Genomic DNA, 24,015 nt, shown 5'->3' with positions numbered 1-24,015 from the left:
ATATTTTGAGATTTAGAAAGGAGAGCAACTATGGCCTCAACTGTAAAAGTTTATTTTGATAAAGAAGGCGATTTTTTAGAAGTTTTATTTTCGGATCAACCGGGTTATATGCGAGAAACCGATAATGATGCGATTATGGAACGAGTGGATGAAGCCGGAAATTTATTAGGGTTTTCTGTATTAGCTGTGAGTCAGTTATCAACAGATCAACCATTAGTAGCTCAGTTAGTAGCGGGTGCTAAAATTTAACAGGACTTACGCAGTTACGCTATATGTAGCGTACTAATGAGTTAGCGATCACGCTCGTAACTTAAACGAGATCGCTTTAACAGGACAACCTCTTAAAGTCCCCCAATTTTGGGGGATTTAGGGGGCAAATATTGCTGCTTGAGAAATAGTCTCTAAAACTGCTGATCAATCCTTCATAACCTGATCATTCTAAACAGTATACATTTCAAGCCATCTAGCCTAGCCCCCAACATTGGGGGGAAAATAAATAATTAGGACTTTTGAGGGCGATTGCTATTATCATTGGTATGCGATCGCCTACTTTTGACACGCTATATATAGCCTGCTTGCGTAAGTCCTGTTTAAGTTTTTAGGTAGATATTGAGCGATCGCATTCGAGACTACACAATTAACCATTCACCAAATCCCACAACGCATCAATACCACTCCCAACAAATTCAGAATCTTCATGTTGTTGAATCCACTCCACCACCAACGGCTTAACTTTAGGGGATTGCTTGCCTAACTTGCCTAATGCGGTTGCTGCATACCCACGCACCCAACCCTCACTATCAGACAAAGCCTTAAGCAAAGCCTCTATTACTGTTTCCGAAGCATTCCCTAAGTTGCCTAATGCCTGTGCTGCATAACAACGCACCGAATTATCACTATCGGACAAAGCGTTAAGCAAAGCCTCAATTACTGTTTCCGAAGCATTCCCTAACTGGCTTAATACCCCTGCTGCATTCTGACGCACCCCATCCTCACTATCGGACAAAGCCTTAAGCAAAGCCTCAATGACTGTTTCCGAAGCATTCCCTAACTGGCTTAATGCCCATGCTGCATTCCAACCCACACCATTATCACTATCGGACAAAGCCTTAAGCAAAACCTCAATGACTGTTTCCGAAGCATTCCCTAAGTTGTCTAATGCCGATGCTGCATACACACGCACCATATCCTCACTATCGGACAAAGCCTTAAGCAAAGCCTCAATGACTGTTTCCGAAGCATTCCCTAACTTACCTAATGCCGATGCTGCATTCCGACGCACCCCATCCTCACTATCGGACAAAGCCTTAAGCAAAGCCTCAATGACTGTTTCCGAAGCATTCCCTAACTTGCCTAATGCCTGTGCTGCATAACAACGCACCCAATAATTGCTATCGGACAAAGCCTTAAGCAAAGCCTCAATGACTGTTTCCGAAGCATTCCCTAACTTGCCTAATGCCTCTGCTGCATTCTGACGCACCCCATCATCACTATCGGACAAAGCTGTAAGCAAAGCCTCAATGACTGTTTCCGAAGCATTCCCTAAGTTACCTAATGCCTCTGCTGCATCATTCTGACGCACCTCATCGTCACTATCGGACAAAGCGTTAAGCAAAGCCTCAATGACTGTTCCCGAAGCATTCCCTAACTTGCCTAATGCCTTTGCTGCCTTCTGACGCACCCGATCATCACTATCGGACAAAGCCTTAAGCAAAGCCTCAATGACTGTTTCCGAAGCATTCCCTAACTTGCCTAATGCCTCTGCTGCATTTCGACGCACCCGATCATCACTATCGGACAAAGCCTTAAGCAAAGCCTCAATGACTGTTTCCGAAGCATTCCCTAAGTTGCCTAATGCCGATGCTGCATTCCAACGCACCCAATCAGCGCTATCGGACAACTGTTGAATTAACTCGTCAATCACTGTTTCCTTTTCCCCTAATTCGACTCGATAGGTTAATAATCTATCTGAATAAATTTTGCTTGTCTGGGCTTTTAAACGTGCCAAACATTGCGGAGCAAAATCCGTTTCGTAGAGACTGCAAAACACCTTCAAAAGCTGCTCCTTGAGTTTATTTGATGTCTTGTCACTAATCTCTAAACTAACTAACCGTGCTAAAATATCCTCCACTAAACGACTATCCGCCACATTTAAGCCTTTGGGATTTTCAGCTAAACAACTGCCAGCAAATAATAAATCTCGATGTAACCATTGCTCATACTCACTTTGATTATCTAAGATAACTTGAATCGCTTTTGCTGCTGATTTTTTCTGCTGTTGAGCTACCAATAATAACAAAACCTCCCGCCAGTGAGCATCATGGAGATGGGTTTTAATAGCATCGAGAATAATCTCGAAGTTATAGGAATCTTCCTCCATTTCCCGTTGTATTTTTTGAGCGCAGAGATATTCCTGAAAAGTTTTATGGACAAACGCATAACAATTTGTCCCTTGCTCATTGAGTAAGCCACTGCGATCGCGCACAAAATCAATAAAACGTTGGGCTTCATTTTTAGCTGGAGTCCATTTAATCTGCTTTGTTTCTTTGATATAACCTGCTACAAAGTTAATTAACTCATCTTGATCAATTAATGTTCCCTCTAATTCATTATTTTCAATTTCGTCTTGATGGCTATGAATCCAAAACGCTAAATTTTGCATCAAATCTTCCCAATCATCATTTTTGAGATACTCTAATTTGTGATGATTTTCGAGTTGCTTATTGGTTGTATCCCAGGTTGTTAATAAAGTTTGTACTGCACAGTGATAAAGTTTATATCTTTCCTTGGGTAATTTATCTTGATAACGATGAATTAAAGCAATAATCGTTAACAATAAAGGATTCCGCGCTAGAACATGAAGGCGAGGATTATGCTCAAAGGCTTTTCTAATATCTTCCTTGCGGCGTTTAGCTTCTTCTGGATCTGGAGTGCGGCTATTATACCAATTCTCAATAAATGCGTTAATTTTAGGTTCATCAAACGGCTGTAACCAATAATGGGGAAACTCTTCAGCCGGAAAAAAGTCTCTGCGATACCCCGCCGGACGAGACGTAATCATTACCCGATTTTGGTCATATCTTCCCAGGAAATTCTCTATTTTTTGGACGATGTCATTGCGTTTGCCTTCTTCAACAATTTCATCTAAACCATCTAAAAGAATTAAAGCTCTACCATCTTCTAGCCAATGTTCAAAAAATCCTCCGGGTAAAGATGGAACCACCAGAGATTTATGGCAAAATTGCTGATAATATTCTAAAATACTCAGCTTTTCAAAGCGAACATAGTCCCGCATCCGAATCAAAATCGGTAGCCAATCAACTTCTGAATTTAAGCCTAATAATTCCGATTGATTTTGAGCAATAATCACTGAAAAATAACTCAATAATGTTGTTTTTCCTGAACCGGGCGCACCCAAAAGCACAACCTTTTTAGCTTGATTTTTCGTTAATAAATCCTGAGCCGGAAAGGGATTTCCCGCATAATTATCTGAAGCCATCCATTGACGTTGTTGTCGGGATAATTCCCCTTGGCGATTTCCCTGATCTCCCAACTCTAAAAAATCAGCTTCCCTCAGACTCCCATAACGTTCTTTTTTCTCCTCTTTGACATCTTGCATCACAAAAATTTTAGCCAGCTTTTCTGATTTATCGTTTTCCTGTCCTTTAGCATCAATCCCCACAAACTTAACATCATCATACCAGCATATTAATTGTTTAAGATAAACAGCCTTAGCATATTGAAAGTTTAAATTGTCACCAATTTGTTTAAAATATTCTGTTTTAAATAGTTCTAACCAAGGCTGAATAAATTCTCGATTAATTCGATTATTTCTATCTGAATTATTCTTGTTAACTGTATCTTCAAAAGCAAAAACTAGAAAATCAAGATTAATTCCCTGATTAATTAGAGGTTTTTGCAATTCTTCTAAAACTTCTTCTCTCTTAAAATATTGATATAAAAATTTACTTTTAAACCCCTTATCACTCTGACCAAATAACTGATTACATTGTTGATCTGCAACAGTAATCGCCACTTTTAAAGCTTTTCCAATCTCCTGGGTATTTAATTGACTGCAAATATTCTTTAGAATATGACCTGCGATTTTTACTGCTCCCCATTCTCCTAACCAGGGTGCAATTACCGTGCTTACAGTGACTACAGTTTCAAATACCATATAGCAATCCCAAATAGGGTGTAATAATTTTAGTTGAAATGTTAGCTTTTGCTTGAGTGCATTTTTCCACTATAGCAAGTCTAAATTAGTTGTACACCAGACTAAAGGTGACAGTTTCTTGAAAAGATAGATAATTACCAACGCTGAATTTGGTCAGCATATTGAGTTCCTAGTTTTAAATTGCATAGCCTATCATTATTACACAATAATTTATTTATGTCTAGTAATGGCAGATAGTAGCTTATATAGAACAAATGAGTGCTGAAATGGATGAACTTTTAGAAGATGTTGAGATACCTGATATCAAATGAGCAGTAGAAATAGAGTCTTCTACAATGCCATACAATTAAAAGTAGATTTTAATTAAGCTGAACTCAATATGAATTCATCACAAACTCCAGGGAATGTTAACCGATTAACACCCCGATTTGAACAGGGGTTAATTTATGCTAATCAACTCCATAAAACTCAAATTCGTAAGGTGGGGAATATTCCTTATATTTCTCATTTGTTGAGTGTTGCAGCTTTGGTATTAGAAGCGGAAGGAACAGAAAATGAAGCGATCGCCGCTTTATTACATGATGCCATCGAAGATCAAGGCGGTGCTAAAATTAGAGAAGAAATCAGTGTTAAATTTGGAGCACAAGTTTTAGCAATTGTTGAAGGGTGTACCGAGTCTGATACTTTTCCTAAACCCCCTTGGAAAGAGCGAAAATTACGTTATCTTGAGCAAATTAAAACCGGAAGTTCATCGGTGCAATTAGTCTCTTTAGCGGATAAATTACATAATGGGCGATCGCTTTTATTTCACTGGCGAACTTATGGCGAGGAACTTTGGACGAGTTTTGATGGTGGAAAACCTAATATTATTTGGTTTTATCAGTCTTTATTAAAAGTCTATCAAATCACTCCCCATCTGGCTTTAACTCAAGAATTTGAAGCTGTTGTCTCCGAATTACAAAAAAATATCATCTAATCATTAGAAACGCCGTGCCTGGCCTACTGATAAATGATTTACCCTTTCACCCCTGACCCGGCATCCGTGGGTACAATATAGCGTTGTAATATTAAGAATAAGAGTAACACAGGGGCAATAGAAATCACAGAACCGGCTGCAATTAATCGCCAGTCCAGGGAGAATGTTCCCGCTAGGGTTGCTACTCCTAAAGGCATGGTATAGTAGTCCGGTTGATCTAATATTAATAACGGCCAGAGAAAGTCACTCCATGACCCAATAAAGACAAATATTGCTAAGGTAATTAGCGCAGGTTTAACTGAAGGAATCATCACATTCCACCAGATGCCTAATTCCGAACAGCCATCAATTCTAGCGGCTTCTTCTAACTCTTTCGGGACACTTTGAAAGGCTTGTCTTAACAAAAATATTCCAAATGCGGAGGCAATACTGGGAAAAATAATTCCCAAATAACTATTCCTTAATCCCAATTGTACCGTTAGTATATACAACGGAATCATCACAATTTGAAAAGGAATCATGATGGTGGCAATAATGGCTGTAAAAACGCTATCTCTGCCTTTAAAGTTTAATCTGGCTAGGGGATAGGCAGCTAGGGAACAAAACAATAAATTTAAACTGACTGTTAATAGGGCGACAAAAGAACTATTAAATAAATAACGCCCAAAAGGATTAGTTTGCCAGACTTTAATAAAATTCCCAAAAGTGGGTTGACTCGGAATAAATTGGGGTGGAAATTGAAAGATATTTTCACTGGGAGATTTAAAAGCGGTACTCACTAACCACACCAAAGGAAAGAGCATTAATACAGCAATTATTCCGAGAATAATATAAATAATTACTGTTTTTATCGTTTTATTATTCACGGTAAATTAGGAGGTAAACCATAGGAAATATCAATAAATTGAGACTCTGTACAAACCGTAGTTAAAGGTTTATCCCAATAATCAATCGGTAATTGAGGAAGATAAGAAAAATCAAAAATAATTCCCACTGTTGGAATTAAATTCCATTCGGGTAAACTCAACATTCGGTCATAAAATCCACCTCCATATCCTAACCGATATCCCTGAGCATCACAAGCAACGGATGGAACTAAGATTAAGTCAACTTCACAGGGCTGTAGTTGAATTAAATTAGCATCGGGTTCAATAATACCATAACTATTGATATTATAGGTTTCCCCAGGTTGCCAATAATGCCAGGTTAAAGACTGTTGAACACAACGGGGAAATCCCCATTTTTTATCGGTGTTACTTAATAATAAACTTAAATCCGGTTCTTGGCGAAAACTGAAATAGGATAAAATTGTTTTTGCTTGTTGAAAAAGCGGGTTATGTTGTAGGTTTTGACAAAGGCGATCGCTTTTTGATTTCCAGTCTATTTGGGATAAAGAACGACGCTGTTTAATTAGTAAACGTCTCAATTCCGCTTTGGTTAAATTTTGCATTATTTTTTTATTTAATAAATCTAAATTTTACTATATTTTCCAGTATTAACAGGACTTACGCAAAACAACCATATCTAGTAGGGGCGAACGGCCGTTCGCCCCTACAGATGGTGTATAATTGGGTATTCTGCGTAAGTCCTGATTAATTTATCACCTAAGTTTATCGTTATCTCTGCTCTCTCTCACGAATTTTTGAGCTAAAGCAGAGACAAAAAATCTAGCCGTTAGATTAAGTCGTAAACCGACTAATATTAAGGTTAGAAGGGTCAACACCGATTAATGTGGCTAAGATTTCTCCATTCCCGGCTAACTGAATTAAGGTGGCGTTATTGTTTGTGGAAAATACTAATTGTTCAAAGTTTAATTCCCCGATTAAATGAATCATATCTTCCTGGATATTAAAATCCAGAATAGTATCATTCCCTGAGTTAATGGCGATCGCAAATTGATCATTTCCACTTCCGCCAATTAAGGTATCTTCTCCTAGATCTCCACTCAGAAAATCATTCCCAACTCCGCCTTTAATCAAATCATTTTCTTGACCGCCATAGAGAGTATCATTCCCTTCACATCCTTCTAAAATATCGGCTCCTAAATTGCCAAATAACAAGTCATCATCCTGATTCCCGCACAAGAAATCATCATTTTTACCCCCATAAATTGTATCATTTCCTTCATTTCCTTGAAGTTGATCATCACCCGTATTTCCAAATAAAAGATCGTTGCCTAATCCCCCACTCAAGGAGTCGTGATCATCTTCACCAAATAATGTATCATCTCCCTCATCTCCAAAGATTAAATCATTGCCACTATTGCCAAAGAAAATATCATTGTCAGTTCCACCTCTTAAATAATCATCGCCGTTATCCCCCCAAATTTGATCTTCTCCTTCCATTCCAAAGATAAAATCTGAATCCTGATTTCCATATAGAAAGTCTGAACCTGTATCCCCCTTAATAAAATCATTCCCTTGCCCCCCAAAAACCGTATCATTGGCAATATCTCCGTATAAATTATCATCTCCTTTCATTCCTAATAAAATATCGTCTCCATTTCCCCCATTAATTTCTTCATTAAGATCATTTCCTATCAAATTATCATTATTTTCCGTACCATTTAAGGTGTTTTGAATGATATTTTGTTGACGACTTGTTTCTATATCTAAAGCAGGAAAAGGTTGACAGGAACAGTCATCTTGATTGGGTGCAGGAGTTGGTGCAGGAGTCGGTGCAGGAGTTGGTGCGGGCGTTGGTGCGGGCGTTGGTGCAGGAGTTGGTGCGGGCGTTGGTGCGGGAGTCGGTGCGGGTGTTGGTGCGGGAGTCGGTTCGGGAGTCGGTGCCGGAGTTGGACTCGCTGTTGGTGCGGGTGTTGGTGCGGGTGTTGGAATTGGTGTTGGAATTGGTGTTGGAATTGGTGTTGGAATTGGTGTTGGACTCGGGGTTGGACTCGGGGTTGGACTCGGGGTTGGAATTGGTGTTGGAATTGGCGTCGGACTCGGGGTTGGAATTGGTGTTGGAATTGGTGTTGGAATTGGTGTTGGAATTGGTGTTGGAATTGGCGTCGGACTCGGGGTTGGAATTGGTGTTGGAATTGGTGTTGGAATTGGAGTTGGACTCGGGGTTGGAGTTGGTGAGGGAGTCGGAATTGGGGTAACTGAAAACTCATAAGCACCACTATCAATAATTGAGGTTCCATTTTGATCCCCATCAACAACACGAGGTTGATTATTTTGATCCGTTGTTAATGAATTATTGACCCCTATATCAATCGCAGGACTACCAATTAATAAAGGATAAAAATAAGTTCCATTGACATTTTCAAGGGTTCCCAACTGAGGATCAATTTTCTGAATATTGGTAGTAGCGTTATAATCATTTCCGGTTTGATTGGGATTTCCTGGCCATTGAATATTCCCACCTAAATCCGTGAAACTTCGGTTAGTATGCTGCTGAATATTCCAAGAGTTTCCCCCATTATTGGCAGTATTATTATTAAAAATTGTGTTTTGAACAGTAACTTCCACCCCTGATGATGCGGAAATTGCACCTCCGACCCATCCCGCATAATTATCGGCAATGGTTGTATTAATAATATTAGTCGGGCCATAAATAGCCATAGCCCCGCCATTCCCTTGAACGGTGGTGGCTTCGGCTCGATTTCCTGAGAAGGTACTATTAGTAATCGTTGTGGGAGCATCCATCATCCAAATTCCACCGCCTTGGCTCGCTGCGGTATTATTAATAAAAGCAGTATTATTGATGGTAAATCCTTGATTTAATCCATTACTAATTTGAACAACAGCACCACCATTTCCATTATTTCCCCCATTCGGTAGCGGTAAAATTTGATTGTCTTTAAAAACATTAGATTCAAAAATAACGTTATCTTGGGTTCCGGTGTAGAGGTAAGCAGCACCTCCTTCGCCTCGACCGATATTTCCTTCAAAATTACTATTAACAATACTAATGGTTCCTGATGGTTCATTAATGCTACTGGCGCGATCGGTATAAATAGCCCCACCAAATCCGCGTAAAAAGGGGTTGGGTTTTCCATTATCATAGAAAGCCGCCGTGGTTTTATTGTTTAAAAAACTAGAGTTTTCAATGGTTAGTTTGCCATTTAAACTGTTAATTGCTGCGCCATTAATACCTTCATTATCAATAAATTGACTATTGGTAACGGTAATATTCTTTGGCCCCCAAAAAGCGATGGCTCCGGCTCCGCGTTCGTCATTCGCTGCGATCGCTTTATTTCGATTAAATTGACTGTTATTAACGGTTAAATTCCCTTCAAAAGCACTAAAAATAGCTCCGCCACCACCATCGGCGACATTATCATTAAATTTAATATTATCAATCGTTAAAATTCCTTGATGGGTGGTCGCAACTCCCCCGCCTCTTTCGGGGGTATAGCCATTATTCAGGGTCAGATTTTTGAGATTTAAAGTAGTAGGAGTAACGGAGGTTGAATTGAGATAAAAAATTCTAAATTGATTATTTCCACTGATGATCAGGTTAGAATTATCTATTCCATCAAGGGTTAAATTTTTACCCACTGGAATGTCTAATTGTCCAGTGCTGAGGGTGATGGTATTTCCTCCGATCAGATCGGGACTAAATTTAATCGTATCACCGGAATTTGCTTGAGCGATCGCCTCTCTTAATGATCCTAACCCAGAATCTTGATTATTCAGTACCAGTAGTTCAGCCATGTTTATATCCCTCTGTCCAACAGAAATTAATCTTTTAAGTTCTGTTCACTTCTTCTGTCTGCTTTTAACGCATCAGGGAATATAAGTTATTTCTCATTCAAACTTTGTTATGTATTACTTAAGTATAGACCCTCTTTTTGATGATTAATTTTTAACAAAATCTAAAATAGATTGTGCTGTGGTGTGGGGTTTTTCTAAATGGGGAACATGACCGGAATTTTTAACCCAAATGAGTTGAGATTTGGGAATAGCTTTTTCAAATTTATACGCATCTTTAGTTCCTAGTATTTTATCATGATCGCCCCATAAAATCAAGGTGGGTTGCTGAATTTTTTGCAATTGATTACCAAACTTTCCATAGCCTCCGGTTTTACTAAAGCGAATCAAGGCTTGATTCCAGCCCATCGCTTCTAAATGCAAGGCGGCACAAATTTGAGCATCGACAGACGCAAAAGTTTTATCAAAATAAGCACTTTCACTAATCGCTTGACGGACTTTAGGATTCCTTAAAAATTCCGTAGCTAAATAATCCAAAGGAGGTAATAAAAACTTGCCCATAACTGGCCCTGGTTTCATGCCCGCACTGTCTAATAATACAAGAGACTTCACGGCGTGGGGATATAATAAGGTAAAATCTAAGGCAACTGCACCGCCCATGGAAGCCCCAACTAAAATCACAGGTTCATTAATTAAAGTTTGCCAGAATGAATATAAATGAGTGGCTATTTCCGAGCGATTTAACTTAAATTCTGTGCTTCTTTCTGTAAATCCAAACCCTAAAATATCTACTGCAAAAGTTTGATTTTTTGAGGCTAATAAGGGTAATAATCGTCGATATTCAAAGACAGAACTATCAAATCCATGAATTAATAAAATTCGGGTTCCCCCCTGCCCTTGACAAATATAAGTGGTTTGAATCGGTTGTTTTCGCAAGGGGGTAGAAATAGGCTCACAGTTGAGATTTTGAGCGAAGCTAATCGAAGTGGCTTCAGTTAATTTTTGTACAGATTCAGGCAGAAAACTCGGAAACATATTTTCAATCATCAATGTAGAGACGTGCCACGGCGCGTCTGTAGCAGTCATCAGTTTATCGCAAAATTCCCCATTCGTAATTCGTAATTCATAATTCCCCATTCCCCATTGTGAGTTTGTCGAGTTCACAAAATATGGGTTGTGGTGTTGAATTTAGGCGATCGCAGAGACTTCATTGACAATCGCAATTTTTCCGCGCAGCAGCGATCGTAACACCCGGTCAATACACATCCGTTCTTCTTCGGGTAAGGAGTCGTCCAAAATTGCGGCCATTAATCCGTAGCGGTCGGCTTGGGTTAAACAGTGGTTATCGGCGATGGAAGCAACCATTTCAGTAATCGCACCGGGCAGAAGATTAACGTAGGGCATCATGGCAAGACCTTGAACTCGACACTTTAATCATCTCGTGTTTACCCAGTTTGGGGGGTGATTGATTTAGGTCTGGTTAAGTGATGTTTCCGTATAAATTATGTGACCAATATCACCACAAGCGGTTAAGCACCTGAGAGGAAAAATTACGAATTACGAATTACGAATGGGTAAGGGGTAATGGGGAATCTTGCGATAAACTGATGACTGATGACTAATTTCGACCTAGCCAAAAGTACAGGCCATCCCCACAGCGAAAGGTTAGTTTAAAACTAAGTTATCCGTTAATTATTTTTAGTGCGTTTATAGCTATAGTTATTAAGAGTCGCTGATTAACACAAGCCATATATTCACTTCTCCTAACATTTCATCTTGATCATTAAGATGCTAAAAATCGTTTAAACTCACACGGAGCCGTTTCTAATGACCCACTTCGGCATTCTCTGTCCAGGCTCTACCGGACATCTCAACACCATGATCCCGTTAGGGTGCGAACTACTTCGTCGTGGTAATCAAGTTACCGTTTTTGATTTTCTTGATGCTCAAGCCAAAACCTTAGCAGGAGGCTTAGAATTTCATCCATTCGCTGAAGATGAATTTCCCCTTGGATCAATTGCAGACATCCTAACCGAAATGGGCAAGCTCAGTGGATTAGCAGCTTTGCGATATAACATTAATCAGACGACAAAGACTGCGGATGCTATGCTCAGAGAAGCTCCCACCGCAATTAAAAAAGCAGGAGTAGACGCTTTACTGATAGATCAAGTTACACTCCAAGGCGGAACCGTGGCTGATCACCTCAATCTCCCTTTTATAACAATTTGTAGTGCATTATTGTTGAATCGAGATCCCAATATTCCACCCATTTTTACGACTTGGCCATATAATCCCACTTGGACAGGACGCCTACGCAATCAATTGGCTTATTCGTTACTCACTCTAGCAACTAAACCGATTCGAGAATTGTTGGCTGAATATCGGGGGAAATGGAACTTACCCTTGTATGCTAGTCCCCATGACTATTACTCTAAACTCGCTCAAATTAGTCAACAACCTGCGGAATTCGAGTTTCCTAGAACAGATTTACCTCCTTATTTTCATTTCACTGGCCCTTATCATAATCCCGCGAGTTGCAAAGCTGTTTCTTTTCCCTTTGAACAGTTAAACGGGAAACCGCTAATTTATGCCTCGATGGGGACTATTATTAATAACTTACCCGAGGTTTTTCAAAAAATTGCCTCTGCTTGTGAAGGATTAAATGCTCAATTGGTGATTTCTCTCGGTGGTGGACTGACTCCTGAATCCTTACCTCAATTACCCGGAAATCCTATAGTTGTTGGTTATGCACCGCAATTAGAACTGTTACAAAAAGCCACTTTAACCATTACTCATGCCGGAATGAATACCACCTTAGAATCGTTAACCAATGGCATTCCCATGGTGGCTATTCCAGTTATGAATGACGGGCCTGGTGTTGCAGCCCGAATTGTTTATACCGGAGTTGGGGAAATGGTTCCTTTGAAACAAATTAGTGTTCCTAAATTGCGAACTGCTATTGAAAAGGTACTTACAGAACCCTCTTATAAAAAAAGAGCAATCGCCCTCCAAGAAGCCATTGCACGTTCTGGGGGAGTTAAGAAAGCTGCGGATATTATTGAACAGGTTGTATCCACTGGAAAACCGGTTTTAGCTACAAAATAATTTTTCTGTAATCTTGTTATAATCAGGACTTAGGCATCACCGCTATCAATAGTAGGGGTAATTCATGAATTACCCCTACATCTAGGGTTATATCCCCCAATTTGCGTAAGTCCTGATAATCCATTAATACCTGAACTCAAGCCAACACCCATTTGAGCAATCAACTGATACTTCCCTACCTGGGCAGGCAAACTGAGGCTACTCTTTTTAAGAAGGAGAACGATCATGAAAACAGATTACCTGATTGTTGGCAGTGGCTTATCTGCATTAGTATTTGGCTCTTTAATGGCAAAATCTGGTAAAAAAGTTCAAATCTTGGAAGCCCATGAATATCCAGGGGGCTTTGGTCATACCTTTACGATGGCAAAAAAATATAAATTTAATGCCCAACTCCATTATGTTTGGGATTGTGGTGAAGGACATACCGTCAATCAAGTTTTAAAAAAACTCAACTTAGAGCAAACAGTCACCTTTGAGCGATATGATCCTGATGGTTTTGATCACATGAGAATGCCAGGATATGCTCTCAATATTCCCTCAGAATCTCAAGAATTAATCCAAAGATTATCCGCACTTTTTCCTCAAAATACAAATCAAATTTGTCAATTTATTTTAGAAGTCCAAAAGACCAGTAAAGGATTAAAGATATTATCGCCCCCAGTTAATCCTATGCAATTATTTCAGCATTTTGCTGAAGTTTCCTGTGCTGTCATGTATCTTAATAGTACCCTTCAGAATGTTTTTGATAAATTTCAATTACCCCTAGAAGCACAAACACTTTTAGCATCACAGTGGCCTGATTTTTTACTCCCCCCCGATCAACTTTCTTTCTACGCCTGGGTAATTTTATTTACAGGATATCAACAGGGTGCATTTTACCCGACCAAACATTTTGAATTTGTGATTAATTCCTTAGTTAAAATTATTGAAGATAATGGTGGTGAGGTGCTTGTTAACCAGGAAGTTACTAATTTTCTGGTTACGGATAAAACAGTAACCGGAGTTCAAGCAACAGATCGAATTACCCATCAAACCCGTGAATTTAGTGGTGAAATAATTATCTGTAATATAGACCCTAAAAAAGCGGCTCAGATGATTGGAATTGACAAATTTTCCCGCAAAATCCGCCATCGGCTTAATTACGATTATTCGCCCTCAAATTATATGGCCTATTGTGTAGTCAAAGACATTGATTTGCGAGACTATGGATTTGGGAAATGGAATACCTTTCATACGGGACATCAAAACTTAAATGAAGCTTTTTATCAAATGTATGAACAACATGATTATTCTAATCCCACTTTTGCGATTACAACACCTACCTTACTCACAGAAACCGCAGGGGATTGTCCAGAAGACTGTCAAATTATTGAATTTTTAACTGTGGCTAATTATGCCTATTTTAAAGAACTTCAAGCTACAAATCGCAAAGCCTATAATGACAAAAAAGAAGCCATATTAAACTCTATTTTGGATATAATGGAACAACATTATATTCCAAATCTGCGAAAATATTTAGTCTTTAAAATTACTGGGAGTCCCACGACAAATGAGAGATTTTGCTGGTGTCCTCAAGGCAATTCCTACGGTTCCAGCCTGACACCCAAAAATATGGGAATTGGCAGATTGAATCATTTAACATCTTTAAAAAATTTCTATTTTTGTAATGCTTCATCGGGCTATCCAGGATTTGCTCCGACATTTTGGACAGGGGCAATTTTGTATCAAAGACTATCAGGGGATTTAATTTTAGAAGCCGCTTAAAAACTTAAAAACTCATAGGTTAAACTATAATAATCTTAGCGAGAAAAAACCATGAAAATAGCAATTATTGGAGGCGGGGCTAGTGGTATGGTGACCGCATACCTACTCGATCAAAAGGGCTATCATGTTACTGTTTTTGAAAAACAACCAATATTAGGCGGACATATTCGTACCTTAAATAAAAATATTCAACCCAATAACTCTGACTGTCACGATATATTAGAAGGTGGTGTCCTGGAATTTCCAGTTAACTTTTACAATTTCTTAAACTTAATGAAGGAATTAGAAGTTGAATTAGAACCTGTCAATGTTAGTTCCGGGTTATTTCTTCAAGATGGTCGCCACTTTCTATCGGGTGGTATGATTCAAAAAAACTTTACAGGCATACAACGTATTATCGAATATATCAGAATTGATACTCTTTATGCTCGTTCTGCTGGGCTATGGTTGACCACACGCTTTGCCCAAAATTTAGATTTTTATAATCAGCCCCTCTCTCAATATTTGAAACGTCAGTGTATTCGCAATTGTTGGCTAAAGTTATTGACAATGTACTCTTATTCAACGCCATTTCAATTAATTGATGATTTTCCAGCAGAATTAGTGATTCCTGCTCTCAGGGATTATATCTTTATCAATTGGGTCAGAATTAAAGGAGGAGTCTATTCCTATATTGAAAAAATTCTCCAACGTTTCCGAGGTCAATTATTCTTAAATATAGAAATTGCCAAAATCTCCAGAGAAACTGATCATGTGACTATTGAATTATCAGATGGGTCAGTCCAAACATTTGATCATATTGTGTTTGCAACACCACCTGACCAAGTGATGGCATTATTAGCTGATCCAACAAATGCCGAAATTAAGCGTTTTTCAGCCTGGCAGAAAAATGCAGCAACCACAGTTATGCACACAGATACTTCCATGTATGCTCGATATCGGATCAAAGAATTTTCGGAATTTGATTTTTTTGAAACGGAAAGTGGATGGGGATATAATGCTTATCTCAATCAACTTTGTGGTTTATCATCCTCTTGCCAATATAGTTTGGCATTTAACCTCGATAGTTTGATTGCTAAAGATAAAATCATTCATATTCAACAACATCACACACCCCTTTATAATGTTGAAGCTTTTCGTTATCGAGATGAAATTGTGAGTACCAATGGCGAGAATAATACTTATTATGTGGGTGCTTATCTGGGAGATGGTTTACACGAAGGAGCTATCACTTCTGCAATTCGAGTAGTACAATTGCTGACGGGGTTTGGGTATCATCTGTAATAAAACTTAGGCAATACAGCGCATTAAGGATCAGGCGATCGCGCTCATCACCCAAACGCGATCGCCAACTGATTAGCAAGCTACATATAGCGTAACTACCTTCCTGAAAGACTGATCTAACTAACCTGACGGTGAAGTTTTTTTCTCTTAATCAACCTCAATAATCATGTCTCCCTGTGATCTATTTCCTGCTACTCCTGAACCCAAATGGAAACCGAACCCCCCATACAAGAAAATTCACCCCAACCGACATCATTAGTTTCAATGGGCTCCTTAATATTCCCCGTGAGGTCATAGAATTTAGTATTAGGTTTGCCGACTTCCATGGGTTTAATTCCCTCGAGCCCATCACTCAAAATCACCGCCATAGCTTTCGGATGTTTTTCGTCTCCTAAACAAGTCCAACCAATAATATCCGGGTGATCAAAATAGTCATATTGGGGGCCGTAAACAAAATTTTTGCGCGCATAAAGACACTGATCAATAAACTGTTTATGGCAAGGTAAAAAAACTTTATGGGTATTACCATCCCGTCCTTTATCTTCATATTCTGCCCCGTAATAATCGGCATGAAAAATACAAGGATAACCCTCTTGACGCAATAAAATAATCGCATAAGCTAAGGGTTTAAACCAAGGTTCTACCACGGATTCTAGGGCTTGTAACGGTTGAGAATCGTGATTTTCTACAAAAGTAACGGCATTTCTCGGACGTTCTTTCATTAAAGTTCCATCCAGAATCGTCTGCATATCATAATATCCCCCCGCCTTACTGGCATAGTGGAATTTATAATGCAGAGTCACATCAAACACCGACATTCTTTCCCCTACGGTGTCTAAATACCAATGCAAAACTGATACATCGGGTGACCAATATTCCCCCACGGTAAACAGTTCCCGACCTGTATGTTTTTCTATGGTATCTAACCATTCCGGGAAAAACCAAGCGGAAATATGTTTAATCGCATCTAAACGAAATCCATCCACACCCGTAGTATCCAAATACCATTTTGTCCAGTTCGTGAGTTCCCGTCTGACTTCCTCATTTTGAAAATCTAAATCCGCCCCCATTAAATAGGAAAAATTGCCATTTTCCAAGGCAACATAATCATCAAAAGTCTTACCTTCAAATAAATAAACTGTTCCCGATTCCTTGGTAAATTCATCATAATCCACGGCATCAAAATGCCACCAATGCCACTCAAATTCAGAATATTTTCCTTGACGACCCGAACAGTTAAATAAGGTGTAAGCTTTAATATCTCGTAAATCTCCTTTCGGATTTTTTCGATTATTGTTAGGGAAAGGAGTTGCTTTAGCAATTTCGGTTCCATCCGCCCCAATTTTATGATTTAATACGGCATCGGCATAGGCTTCAATTCCTGACTCATGAAGACTATTAATCCCATCTAAATATTGTTGACGAGTGCCATATTTGGTTCTAATTGATCCTTTTTGATCAAATTCTCCCAGGTCATAAATATCATAAACCCCATATCCCACATCCATCCCGCCCCCGGTTCCTTTGTAAGCCGGAGGCAACCACAATGCCGTAATTCCCGCATCTGCTAACTCCTGGGCATTGTTTTTAACTTGATTCCACAGGCTTCCATCAGCAGGAAGATACCAGTGGAAATATTGCATCATCACACCGTTGATTTTGACCATGCTACCCCTTGTTTTTAGATGTTGTTAAACAGAATTTAGTGAGTTTGTACGTGGGCTATCCTTATACACTCTGCGGGATTGTTAGTATTGATAATCAAGGTTAACTTGCTTGGATCATTCCGTCAATATCTCCACCTCTATATTTAATCCTATATAAAAAGGAATAGGGAACAGCAGATAATACTTATGGCTGTTTCATATCAGTTGTAAATTATTACAACCTCCGTCTCGAAAGCGCGGATTGCTATATAATCAGTTGTTTATATATTTTTTGTTTCGATGTTTTTTTGTAAATAAAATCGTAAGATAGATTGGATAATCTGATTTTTATTATGGAAATTGATCATGGGTAAACGCTTACGTCAAATCTTGGGATTACCGGAGATAATATTAACGGGATTTACCTTAACTATTGTATTTATTATTCGTCAGTTTGGAGGCTTACAACCCTTAGAATTAAAAGCCTATGACTTGATGGTGCGATCGCGTCCTGACCCGGGAATTGATTCGCGGTTACTGATTGTTGAAATTACAGAAACCGATATTCAAACAATCAAACAATGGCCGATTCCTGATGGCATTTTAGCACAGGTTTTAGCTAATTTACAACAACATCAACCCCGGGCTATTGGTATTGATATCTATCGAGATCTTGTAGTTCCTCCGGGTCATGGGGAATTGGTTAAACAACTACAAAAACCGAATATTATTGCTGTTACTTCTATCGGTACTCAATTGATTCCCTCTATTTCCCCACCGCCAACAATTTCGTCTAAACAAGTTGGGTTTGTAAATATTCCAATTGACCCCGATGGAGTCGTCCGCCGTCAATTAATATTTGCCAAGGATAAAAAAACCACATTAACGGCTTTTTCTCTACAATTAGCTTTACTTTATTTGGAATCTGAGGGAATTTTGCCTAAACTTAATGCCAAGGGTCAATATCAATTAGGAAATGCCGTTTTTGATAAATTGCAATCCAATTCAGGAGGATATCAAAATATTGATGCAAAGGGCTATAAACTCTTACTGAATTATCGAACTCCTCAAAAGATTGCACAGACTATTACATTAATGGAGATTTTACAAGGTAATTATAAACCGGAATTGGTTCAAGATAAAATTGTTTTAATCGGAACGAATTCATTTAGTGTTAAAGATGAGTTTTTAACGCCCTATCAAGAAAGGAAAATTCAAGTTAAAGAAATGCCAGGAATAGAGGTTCATGCTCAGATAGTTAGTCAAATATTAAGTGCTGTTTTAGATGGAAAACCTCTGTTTAGATTTTGGTCAGAATATTGGGAATATTTATGGATAATTACCTGGGGAATTTTAGGAAGTTATTGGGGATGGAAAAGTAAACATCCGTTGTCGTTAATAACAGGTTTTTTTCTGGGATTAATCGTTTTATTAGGAGTCAGTTATGGATTGTTTTTACAACTATTATGGATACCTATTGCGGCTCCAATTTTAGCTTATATTTTAACTTTTTTAGGAATTGTTATTCATCAAACTTGGGAGTTTCAAGAACAGCAAAAAATTGTCATGAAATTGTTGGGACAACAGACTTCCTCAGAAATTGCTAATGCTTTATGGAATGAGCGATCGCATTTAATTAACTCAGGGATTTTCCCGCCCCAAACTTTAACCGCAACCATCCTATTTACAGACTTAAAAAACTTTAGTACCATTGCCGAAAAACAATCCTCCGAAGACTTAATGAATTGGTTAAATCAATATTTAGGTTTGATGACGGATATTGTCTTAAATCATCATGGAATTGTCAGTAAATTTACCGGGGATGGGTTAATGGCTGTATTTGGGGTTCCTGTTCCTAGAATCCATTTAAAAGATATTGCTAAAGATGCGGAAAATGCCGTTAATTGTGCCTTAGAAATGGGTCAATGTTTGTCCGAATTAAACCAAAAATGGCAACAGCAAAACTTACCTGAAGTTAGAATGCGAATCGGGATTTATACGGGAGTTGTCACCGTTGGCAGTTTAGGAGGAAAAAATCGTTTAGAATATGGGGTAATTGGCGATAGTGTTAATATTGCTTCCCGTTTAGAAAGTTGTGAAAAAGATCGTCATGTCGGAGAATGTCGAATTTTGACAACTAAAGAAACATTAATTTACTTACCGAAAAAATACACAGTCGAATCTTGGGGAGAGTTAACATTGAAGGGGAGAAAAAAATCGGTTGAGGTTTATCAAGTGTTAGGGTTATAGCAGACACAGACGGATGCAGCAAACCTGGCGGTGAAGTCTTTTCTCCCTGTTCCGGTACTCCCTATTCCCTGTTCCCTATTTGAGTGGAGAAAAAATACAATGCTAAAATCATTATTCTCGCTTCCATTAAGTTTAAAAATTTTAATATTAAGTTTAGGATTGTGGTTGATTCCCGTCCCCATAAACGCTGAAAAACCGACCGTAGTTCCCTATGATACAGAAGACGGTACGGAAGACACAAAACCTGGAGGAACGCGAGTTGTGCCACCTCCGAGAGATCCTGTAGCTCCTGTAGCTCCCGTAGTTCCCCGTGATATAGATGGTGCTACAGAAGACACAAAACCAGCAGGAACACGAGATCAATGTTTCACTTCTGAGAATATTAAACCCTTAACTGCTTTGATTCCCCAAAGCGAAAAACAATTAGAATTAACGGTTTCTCCCCATCCGAGTTTATTAATTTATTTCCCTCCCAGCCAAGCTGAAACGGCTGATTTTGTTATCTATAATTATAAGACAAATCAACTGGTTTATAAAATTACATTAAATTTTCCCAAAACTGGAGGAATTTTAATGATTACCTTGCCTAAAAATAGTCCTGAATTACAAACAGAAACCCCCTATCGTTGGACATTTCAACTCAATTGTCCGGGTTCTAATTCCCCCTTTATTCAAGGACTGATTCAACGGAATATTCCCACACCCGAACTAACCCAAGAGTTAGCAAAAACTCCAACAGATCAGCACTGGTTAATTTATGCTAAGGCGGGAATTTGGCATGATGCGATCGCAAATTTAGCCGAACAACTCCGCCAAAATCCCAATGATCCACAATTAAAAGAAAATTGGCAAAAACTACTGAATGAAGTGGAATTAAATGTGATTGTTAATGAACCCTTGATTTAACCAAAACTCATACTATGAAACTACAACATCTAGGATTAACAACGTTATTCACCCTATTAACGACCCTAAATCTAACAGAACACCCCAGCCTTTTTATCTGGGAATCATTACAGATAGGTAATAGGGTATTTGCCCAAACCGTCACAGAACAAAAAACAGAAGCAGACCGATTATTACGGCAGGGAATACAACAATATCAAACCAGTCAATATCAATCGGCAATTCAGTCAGGGGAAACCGCATTAAAACTTTATCGTGAAATAGGCGATCGCAATGGAGAAGGGAATTCTCTACTCAATTTGGGCAATACTTACAATAGTTTAGGACAGTATCAAAAAGCGATTGAGTTCTTTCAACAATCTTTAACTATTCAACGTGAAATTGGCGACCGCAAGGGAGAAGAAGGTTCTCTACTCAATTTGGGCGCGGTTTACTGGAACTTAGGACAGTATCAAAAAGCGATTGAGTTCTTTCAACAGTCTTTAACTATTCAACGTGAAATTAGCGACCGCACCGGAGAAGGTAATTCTCTGCTCAATTTGGGTGCAGCTTACAATTCCTTGGGGCAATATCAAAAAGCGATTGAGTTCTTTCAACAGTCTTTAACTATTCAACGTGAACTTGGCGATCGCAACGGAGAAGGGGGTTCTCTCAACAATTTGGGCGGTGCTTACGTTTACTTAGGACAGTATCAAAAAGCGATTGAATTCTTTCAACAGTCTTTAACGATTCAACGTGAACTTGGCGATCGCAACGGAGAAGAGAGTTCTCTCAACAATTTGGGAGGTGCTTACAATTCCTTGGGGCAATATCAAAAAGCGATTGAGTTCTATCAACAGTCTTTAACTATTCGACGTGAAATTGGCAATCGCAAGGGAGAAGGGGGTTCTCTCAACAATTTAGGCTTGGCTTACAATTACTTAGGACAGTATCAAAAAGCCATTGAATTCTATCAACAGTCTTTAACTATTTCTCGTGAAATTGGCGATCGCAACGGAGAAGAGAGTTCTCTGGGCAATTTGGGATTGGCTTACAGTGACTTAGGACAGTATGAAAAAGCTATTAAATTCCATCAACAGTCTTTAACTATTTCTCGTGAAATTGGCGATCGCAATGGAGAAGGTTCTTCTCTCAACAATTTGGGCAATGTTTACCTTGACTTAGGACAGTATCAAAAGGCGATTGAATTCTATCAACAGTCTTTAACTATTTCTCGTGAAATTGGCAATCGCAACGGAGAAGGGACTTCTCTCAACAATTTGGGGGTTGCTTACAATGACTTAGAACAGTATCAATTAGCCATTGAATTCTATCAACATTCTTTAACTATTACCCGTGAAATTGGCGATCGTCAGGGAGAAGGGAATGCTCTCAACGGTTTGGGCGGTGCTTACAAGAACTTAGGACAGTCTCAAAAAGCCATTGAGTTCCATCAACAGTCTTTAGCTATTTCTCGTGAACTTGGAGATCGCAACGGAGAAGGTTCTTCTCTCAACAATTTGGGCATTGTTTACCTTGACTTAGGACAGTATCAAAAAGCGATTGAATTCTATCAACAGTCTTTAACTATTTTTCGTGAAATTGGCGATCGCCAGGGAGAAGGAAATTCTCTCAACAATTTGGGTGCAGCTTTGTTTAAATTGGGCAATCTTCCTGAAGCAGAAAAACATCTATTCGCGAGTCTTGAAGTTAAAGAATCTCTGCGACAAGATATTAAAAATGATCTCAGTAAAGTGTCTTTATCCGAAACTCAACGCAATTCTTACAATACACTTCAACAAGTTTTAATCGCTCAAAATAAAATTAATCAAGCCTTAGAAATTTCTGAACGCGGACGAGGCAGAGCATTAGCGGAGTTATTAGCCAAACAATTTACTCCTGATTCCAGCCAGTTTTCTCCGGTAGTTTCTTTAGCCCAACTCCAACAAATTGCTCAACAACAACAGGCAACAATTGTTGAATACTCCACAATTAAGGATATCTTTTATACAGGAGAAAAACAGGAATATCTGGAATCAGAACTGTATATTTGGGTAATTAAACCAACGGGAGAAATAGAATTTAGACGCTCAGATATTAAACCCCTGGGGGAACAACAAAATACAGACCTGAGCCGTTTAATTTTTGCTGCCCGTTGTTTTGATAATGATGCCTGTAAAAGCGATTTTACTGTAGCTTCTGCCGGAGGTGAATTAACTCGAACCCAGACCCGCAGTAGTGGTTTATTTAATGCCGATGCTCGGTTACGAGCTACTCAAAATATCCCTATTTCATCTTCTTCTAAAAACCCACAATTCCAACAACTCTATCAAATTTTGATTCAACCCATTGCGGATTTATTACCCACAAATCCTGATGAACGAGTTATTTTTATTCCCACGGATTCGTTATTTTATTTGCCCTTTGCTGCCTTACAAGATGAAACTGGAAAATATTTAATCGAAAAACATACTATTGTTGTCTCGCCTTCAATTGCGGTTTTAGATTCCACCCATCAACAACGGCAAAATGTATCAAATTCAGCTTCAGATATTCTAATTATTGGCAATCCTCAAATGCCTAAAATTGCACCCAGTCCAGGGGAAAAACATAAGGCTTTACAACCCTTACCCTTTGCCGAACAAGAGGCGATTTCTATTGGAGAATTATTGAAAATACAACCATTAATTGGGGCAAACGCGACGGAATCAACGGTATTAAGTCGCATGGCAAATGCTCGAATTGTTCATTTTGCCACCCACGGAATATTTGATAATATTCAACCCTTAAATAGTGGCATAGCCTTAACTCCTTCAGGTTCAGAAGATGGATTATTAACGGCGGATCAAATCTTTGGGTTAAAATTAAATGCGGAATTAGTAGTATTAAGTGCCTGTGATACGGGGTTAGGAAAAATTACTGGAGATGGCGTGATTGGGTTATCCCGTTCGTTTTTGAGTGCCGGAGTTCCCAGTTTAGTTGTGTCGTTGTGGTCAGTGGATGATCAAGCAACGGGGGAATTAATGACACAATTCTATCAAAATCTACAAACGACAAAAGACAAAGCCCAAGCGTTAAGACAGGCGATGTTAAGCGTTAAAAAGACTAATCCTAATTCCTATTATTGGTCATCATTTATGTTAATGGGTGAGGCGTTATAGAGGTTGGGATTCATTGTATAGCAGGAATAGGGAATAGGACAACCTCTTAAAGTCCCCCAATTTTGGGGGATTTAGGGGGCAAATATTGCTGCTTGAGAAATAGTCTCTA

The 24,015-nt window shown here is 38.9% G+C and carries 15 protein-coding genes; 8 read left to right on the top strand and 7 right to left on the bottom strand.

Going from position 1 to position 24,015, the window contains the following annotated elements; all coding sequences use genetic code 11:
• Window positions 1-30: 30 nt before the first annotated feature.
• Complete coding sequence (locus tag PL9631_RS13995; RefSeq protein WP_083621239.1) at window positions 31-249, top strand: DUF2283 domain-containing protein; 219 nt, start codon at window positions 31-33, stop codon at window positions 247-249.
• Window positions 250-637: 388 nt separating this feature from the next.
• On the opposite strand, the gene PL9631_RS13990 is transcribed toward PL9631_RS13995, so the two are convergent.
• Window positions 638-4,177, bottom strand: a complete 3,540-nt coding sequence (locus PL9631_RS13990; RefSeq protein ID WP_083621237.1) for a HEAT repeat domain-containing protein — start codon at window positions 4,175-4,177, stop codon at window positions 638-640.
• Window positions 4,178-4,556: 379 nt separating this feature from the next.
• On the opposite strand from PL9631_RS13990, the gene PL9631_RS13985 reads away from it, so the two are divergent.
• On the top strand, window positions 4,557-5,153 hold the full coding sequence (locus PL9631_RS13985) for an HD domain-containing protein (RefSeq protein WP_083621236.1): 597 nt from the start codon (window positions 4,557-4,559) through the stop codon (window positions 5,151-5,153).
• 38 nt (window positions 5,154-5,191) lie between these two features.
• On the opposite strand, the gene PL9631_RS13980 is transcribed toward PL9631_RS13985, so the two are convergent.
• The 5 genes from PL9631_RS13980 to PL9631_RS13960 all read right to left on the bottom strand — a co-directional run bounded on the left by PL9631_RS13980 (window position 5,192) and on the right by PL9631_RS13960 (window position 11,215).
• The gene (locus PL9631_RS13980) at window positions 5,192-6,019 is read right to left on the bottom strand and encodes a carbohydrate ABC transporter permease (RefSeq protein ID WP_231516733.1); all 828 of its coding nucleotides are present in this window, start codon (window positions 6,017-6,019) and stop codon (window positions 5,192-5,194) included.
• Entirely contained in the window at window positions 6,016-6,603 is a 588-nt protein-coding gene (locus tag PL9631_RS13975) for a 5-formyltetrahydrofolate cyclo-ligase (protein WP_083621234.1), read from the bottom strand. Before PL9631_RS13975 ends, PL9631_RS13980 begins: the two co-directional genes overlap by 4 nt.
• Window positions 6,604-6,832: 229 nt before the next feature.
• Window positions 6,833-9,814 carry a calcium-binding protein gene (locus PL9631_RS13970; protein WP_156090571.1) on the bottom strand — a complete coding sequence of 994 codons (2,982 nt, stop codon included), beginning with the start codon at window positions 9,812-9,814 and terminating at the stop codon, window positions 6,833-6,835.
• 144 nt (window positions 9,815-9,958) lie between these two features.
• Entirely contained in the window at window positions 9,959-10,846 is an 888-nt protein-coding gene (locus PL9631_RS13965; protein WP_083621232.1) for an alpha/beta fold hydrolase, read from the bottom strand.
• Between the two features lie 153 nt (window positions 10,847-10,999).
• Complete coding sequence (locus PL9631_RS13960) at window positions 11,000-11,215, bottom strand: hypothetical protein (RefSeq protein WP_083621231.1); 216 nt, start codon at window positions 11,213-11,215, stop codon at window positions 11,000-11,002.
• 423 nt (window positions 11,216-11,638) lie between these two features.
• On the opposite strand from PL9631_RS13960, the gene PL9631_RS13955 reads away from it, so the two are divergent.
• From PL9631_RS13955 to PL9631_RS13945, 3 genes are all read left to right on the top strand, one after another.
• Window positions 11,639-12,916 (top strand): glycosyltransferase, encoded by a 1,278-nt coding sequence (locus tag PL9631_RS13955; protein ID WP_083621229.1) that lies wholly within the window; start codon window positions 11,639-11,641, stop codon window positions 12,914-12,916.
• 225 nt (window positions 12,917-13,141) lie between these two features.
• Entirely contained in the window at window positions 13,142-14,680 is a 1,539-nt protein-coding gene (locus tag PL9631_RS13950; protein ID WP_083621227.1) for a phytoene desaturase family protein, read from the top strand.
• A 51-nt stretch (window positions 14,681-14,731) separates the two neighbouring features.
• Complete coding sequence (locus PL9631_RS13945) at window positions 14,732-15,964, top strand: FAD-dependent oxidoreductase (RefSeq protein WP_083621226.1); 1,233 nt, start codon at window positions 14,732-14,734, stop codon at window positions 15,962-15,964.
• A 191-nt stretch (window positions 15,965-16,155) separates the two neighbouring features.
• On the opposite strand, the gene PL9631_RS13940 is transcribed toward PL9631_RS13945, so the two are convergent.
• Entirely contained in the window at window positions 16,156-17,631 is a 1,476-nt protein-coding gene (locus PL9631_RS13940) for an alpha-amylase (RefSeq protein WP_083621224.1), read from the bottom strand.
• A 345-nt stretch (window positions 17,632-17,976) separates the two neighbouring features.
• On the opposite strand from PL9631_RS13940, the gene PL9631_RS13935 reads away from it, so the two are divergent.
• The 3 genes from PL9631_RS13935 to PL9631_RS13925 all read left to right on the top strand — a co-directional run bounded on the left by PL9631_RS13935 (window position 17,977) and on the right by PL9631_RS13925 (window position 23,906).
• Window positions 17,977-19,860 carry a CHASE2 domain-containing protein gene (locus PL9631_RS13935; RefSeq protein WP_083621223.1) on the top strand — a complete coding sequence of 628 codons (1,884 nt, stop codon included), beginning with the start codon at window positions 17,977-17,979 and terminating at the stop codon, window positions 19,858-19,860.
• Between the two features lie 99 nt (window positions 19,861-19,959).
• Complete coding sequence (locus PL9631_RS13930) at window positions 19,960-20,766, top strand: DUF928 domain-containing protein (RefSeq protein ID WP_083621221.1); 807 nt, start codon at window positions 19,960-19,962, stop codon at window positions 20,764-20,766.
• A 14-nt stretch (window positions 20,767-20,780) separates the two neighbouring features.
• Entirely contained in the window at window positions 20,781-23,906 is a 3,126-nt protein-coding gene (locus PL9631_RS13925) for a CHAT domain-containing protein (RefSeq protein ID WP_083621220.1), read from the top strand.
• Window positions 23,907-24,015 lie beyond the last annotated feature (109 nt).

The organism is Planktothrix paucivesiculata PCC 9631, from assembly GCF_900009265.2.
Lineage (GTDB): Bacteria > Cyanobacteriota > Cyanobacteriia > Cyanobacteriales > Microcoleaceae > Planktothrix > Planktothrix paucivesiculata.
This window is presented reverse-complemented; position numbering and strand designations above follow the sequence as displayed.